Below are 5,067 nucleotides of genomic sequence, written 5' to 3'. Positions count from 1 at the left end.
ACATTTACTACATATAAAACCTTCAGACCATTTTATTTTTGCCAAATAAGCTTTACAAGCTTCATCATTTGGTAGTTCTTTTATAAAACTCAGTATATTTTGACCTTGAAAAACATCCATATCTGTTATATTTAATGACACTAAGATACAGAAACTAAATGACTAACTCAGTAAGTTTATTCAAAATCCTGATAACAAATGGAATAAACTGACTCAGGTTATAAAGATAGAAAGCATAAGGGAGTTCAAAAACAGTGATAAATCAATAGAAAAGTCCATCCGTTATTATATTTCTAGTTTACAAGATAAAGCGGTAAACCTCCAGGGTCATATTCGTTCACATTGGGGAGTGGAAAACAAATTACATTGGATATTAGATGTTGCTTTCTCAGAAGATGCTTCAAGAAAGAGAAAGAACAACGCAGCTCAAAATTATTCAATATTACTTAAGATAGCACTAAATCTATTGAAAAATGAAAAAACTAAAAAACAAGGTGTTGCTGGAAAGAGACTTAAAGCGGGGTGGAATCATCATTACCTTTTAAAAGTGCTAAACATAAAAGTGTGAGTTTGCCCTGGAATTATAGTTCTTAGTTTGTATATTTACTCAAAATTAACTTATATGAAAAAGCTAGTTGCCTTAGTAATTATATTCTTCACTTTTTTTGCACAGGCGCAAAACGAGAATGAAATCAACAACAAAATTCCAGAAGAAGCTAAAAAAATAAACCAAGTCGTTATTCCAGCTACAAGTACACAAGTTATACAACCTAAAGAAACAACTCCCGCCCAAAGTACACAGACTACCCAAAAGGCGAAACATGAAAACGAAAAAAAATCTGCTATACCATTTGTTAAAAAACTCTATTTTGGAGGTACCTTTGGTGCAACTTTTGGAAACTATACATCTATTACTATTGCCCCAACAATTGGTTATCGTTTACGCCCTTCATTATATACAGGTGTAAAATTCTATTATACCTATTCAAAACAAAAATTTGGGAGTAATAGTTATGAATATCACAATTACGGAATTGGAACTTTTTTACGATGGTTTGCATTTAGCGACATCTATTTACATGTAGCTCCTGAAGCCTTTAGTTATGAACAAACAACAATAGCAAATCAAACAAGTCGAGAATGGGTTCCTTATTTATGGGCTGGTGCTGGAATAAGAAAAAGAGTAAGTAACCGTTCTTGGATTTCTGTCCATGTTTTATTTGATATGATAAATGACAAAAACTCACCATATGATCAGTGGGAACCTAATTTAGTTATTGGCGCAGGAACAAGTTTTTAAGAAGAAAAATAAAACAAGAACGTAAATAACTAATAAGTCCCCTTCCCATTTGTCCATATTTATAAGAATTTCTTATCGAAGTTTAATGTCAAATATTTTAAGAATTCTGAAATGATACTTGTTTATCGAGGCTACAACAACTAACTATTCAATAAACCAAATATAAATAACATTCCATAGGTTGTTTTCCTGTTAAAACGGGGGAACTTATTCTTCAATTTTCTTTGGATTATACATAATAAAATCCTGATTAACTTAATAATCAGGATTTTTAATTTTGAAAGACTTTATAATTTATAAGCAGAAAGAGAACCTAACAACTCTTACAGCAATCATTAAAACTATATCCCATTTCAAAAATAGTAACCAATATAAATTTTCATTTTATTTATACTGTCAAAGATAGAAACAACTTCTCTTGAAAATTATCAAAACTGTGTGAAATAGCTTTAATTGAAGGTGAAAGAACTATAACACATCTCGACATTATTACGATCTTTTTTAGGGGGTTAAAATTATAATACCAAATGAATTTCAGATTGGTTGATTATAAATTTGAAATATTTTTTTCTTTAAATGAAATAAAAAACATAAGAATAGCCAAGGTTACTGTTCTATTTTATATTGAAATATAAAGGAAATAGAAACTAATTTAATCAATCATTTTGAAGTTTATTTGGTATAAGGCTTGAATTTAGCTCTTTTTTTAATTGTTAAGGATGGGATTGGTAATTGACATTAATTTCATAATAATTATAGAGAGGAACTTAAACTATTGATTCTAATAATACTAAAAGTGTTTAGTCCTATATATAAAGACTAAAACAAATTGTTTCAACGAAAAATAATAGTATATTTGCAACCTTGATAACACACATTATCAATACATAAAAATTATTAATAATTAAATTTAATGTTAGCATGTATTTAACATCAGAAGCAAAAAAAGAGATTTTCAAAAAACACGGAGGATCTGAAACAAACACAGGATCTTCAGAAGGTCAAATCGCTTTGTTTACACAAAGAATCAACCATTTAACAGAACACTTAAAAAGCAATCGTAAAGATTACAATACAGAGCGTTCACTAGTTAAATTAGTTGGAAAACGTAGAAGTTTACTTGATTACTTGATCAAAACAGATATCGTAAGATACCGTGCAATTATCAAGGAATTAGGTTTGAGAAAATAAAAGCTGAAAAAAGAGGCAATATTGATTGCCTCTTTTTTATTTTTGGTACTCCGAATGATTACTCCACTGGGAATTCAACAACCCCAAAACAACACACAGACATTTTTTAGTAACAAAATTTAGAAATTTAAAGTATGATTCCAAAAGTATTTAAAGAGGTTATCGACCTTGGAGATGGAAGAACAATCTCGCTAGAAACAGGAAAATTAGCAAAACAAGCTCATGGAAGCGTTGTTGTACAAATGGGAAAAGCAATGTTGTTGTGTACCGTTGTATCGAACTACAAACAAAGTGATGTAGATTTTTTACCACTTACAGTAGATTATAGAGAAAAATTTGCAGCAGCAGGTAAATATCCAGGAGGTTTCTTTAAAAGAGAAGCAAGACCGAGTGATGCTGAAGTACTAACTATGCGTTTAGTTGATCGTGTATTGCGTCCATTATTTCCAAAGGATTACCATGCAGAAACACAAGTAATGATTCAATTAATGTCTCATGACGAAGATGTAATGCCAGACGCATTAGCTGGATTAGCTGCATCTGCAGTAATTCAATTAAGTGATATTCCTTTTGAAACTCCAATTTCTGAAGCTCGTGTAGCAAGAGTAAATGGAGAATTTATCATTAACCCAAACAAAACTCAATTGGCTGAAGCTGATATTGATATGATGATTGGGGCTTCTGCTGATTCAGTAATGATGGTAGAAGGTGAAATGGATGAGTGTAGTGAAGAAGAAATGGCAGAGGCTATTAAATTCGGACATGAAGCAATTAAACTTCAATGTGCTGCTCAAGTTAGATTGGCTGAAGCTTTTGGGAAAAAAGAAACTCGTGAATATGAAGTTGCTAATGATAACGAAGAATTAGCTTCAAAAATTAACGACGCAGTATATCAAAAATGTTATGATATTGCTAAAAGAGGTACTTCTAAAGTAGAAAGAACAGAAGCATTTGCTGAAGTTAAAGAAACTTTAAAAGCATCTTTCACTGAAGAAGAGATAGCTGAATATGGTGACTTAATTGGAAAATATTTCAATAAAGCACAAAAATCGGCAGTACGTGAATTAACATTAAGTGAAGGTTTACGTTTGGACGGAAGAAAAACTACAGATATCAGACCTATCTGGTGTGAAGTAGATTATTTACCATCTACACATGGTTCTTCAATCTTTACTCGTGGAGAAACACAAGCATTAGCTACAGTTACTCTTGGAACATCTAGAGATGCAAATATTATCGACTCACCAACAAACGAAGGTGAAGAGAGATTTTATTTACACTATAATTTCCCTCCATTTTGTACAGGTGAAGCAAGACCTTTAAGAGGAACTTCGCGTAGAGAAGTAGGGCACGGAAACTTAGCTCAAAGAGCATTAAAAGGAATGATTCCTGATGAATGTCCTTATACAGTAAGAGTTGTGTCTGAAGTTTTAGAATCTAACGGTTCTTCTTCTATGGCAACTGTTTGTGCTGGAACAATGGCATTGATGGATGCAGGTGTTCAAATGATAAAACCAGTTTCAGGAATTGCTATGGGATTAATTTCTGACGGTGATCGTTATGCTGTATTATCTGATATTTTAGGTGATGAAGATCATTTAGGGGATATGGATTTTAAAGTAACAGGAACAGCAGACGGTATTACTGCTTGTCAGATGGATATTAAAGTAAAAGGATTGTCTTACGAGATTTTAGTAAATGCATTAAAACAAGCTCGTGAAGGACGTTTACATATCTTAGATAAAATTACGGAAACTATTTCTCAACCGAATGCAGATGTTAAATCTCATTCACCGAAAATGATCACAAGAAGAGTTGCTAATGAATTTATTGGTGCTTTGATTGGGCCTGGAGGAAAAGTAATTCAAGAATTACAAAAATCTACTGGCTGTACTATCGTTATTAATGAAGATCCTATTACTGAAGAAGGTATTGTTGAAATTTTAGGAACTGGAAGTGAAGGAATCGACGCTGTATTAGCGAAAATTGATTCTATTATTTTCAAACCTACAAGAGGAGATACTTATAAAGTAAGAGTCATTAAAATGTTAGATTTTGGTGCAGTAGTAGAGTACTTAGACGCTCCAGGTAATGAAGTATTATTACATGTTAGTGAATTAGCATGGGAACGTACTGAAAATGTAACTGATGTTGTAAATATGGGTGATGAATTTGAAGTTAAGTACTTCGGACAAGATCCTAAAACACGTAAAGAAAAAGTATCTCGTAAAGCTTTGTTAGAGAAGCCAGAAGGATATGTTGCTAGACCACCTAGAGATAACTCTAGAGGTAGAGATAATCGTGGACGAGATAACCGAAGAGACGACAGAAAACCAAGAGAATCAAGAAATTAATCTCTTAGTTTAATAAGTTAAAATCCCATCAGTTAATTTTGATGGGGTTTTTTTATATAAAAAAACAACTAAAAAAGAATCTAAGACCGTTGCATAATGCTCTTTTCATTTTTAGATTTCAATTTTGACTTTTTAAATCTAAAATTTATATTTTTTTTCTTATTTTCATTGTTTATGTTAGTTATGGATCTATTTTTTGGTTCATTTTCCTTTAGTTTTTAG

4 protein-coding genes and 1 pseudogene are annotated in these 5,067 nt (G+C 31.6%); 4 read left to right on the top strand and 1 reads right to left on the bottom strand.

Annotation, left to right across the window (positions count from 1 at the left end):
* The coding region (locus V5787_RS12540; protein WP_336893546.1) for a transposase at positions 1-120 on the bottom strand (120 nt) is incomplete at its 3' end.
* 52 nt (positions 121-172) lie between these two features.
* Here V5787_RS12540 and V5787_RS12535 point away from each other — a divergent pair.
* The 4 genes and pseudogenes from V5787_RS12535 to V5787_RS12520 form a co-directional block, all read left to right on the top strand.
* A pseudogene (locus V5787_RS12535) lies at positions 173-568 on the top strand (ISAs1 family transposase); the annotation flags it as partial.
* A 54-nt stretch (positions 569-622) separates the two neighbouring features.
* Complete coding sequence (locus V5787_RS12530; RefSeq protein ID WP_336893545.1) at positions 623-1,300, top strand: hypothetical protein; 678 nt, start codon at positions 623-625, stop codon at positions 1,298-1,300.
* Positions 1,301-2,221: 921 nt separating this feature from the next.
* Entirely contained in the window at positions 2,222-2,491 is a 270-nt protein-coding gene (rpsO, locus tag V5787_RS12525) for a 30S ribosomal protein S15 (RefSeq protein WP_336893544.1), read from the top strand.
* A gap of 134 nt (positions 2,492-2,625) precedes the next feature.
* Positions 2,626-4,845, top strand: a complete 2,220-nt coding sequence (locus tag V5787_RS12520) for a polyribonucleotide nucleotidyltransferase (RefSeq protein ID WP_336893543.1) — start codon at positions 2,626-2,628, stop codon at positions 4,843-4,845.
* Positions 4,846-5,067: the final 222 nt, after the last annotated feature.

It is taken from the genome of Flavicella sp. (assembly GCF_037132785.1).
In the GTDB taxonomy this organism is placed as follows: Bacteria; Bacteroidota; Bacteroidia; order Flavobacteriales; family Flavobacteriaceae; genus Flavicella.
Note: the sequence above shows the minus strand (reverse complement) of the source record. Positions and strands in the feature narration are given on the sequence as shown.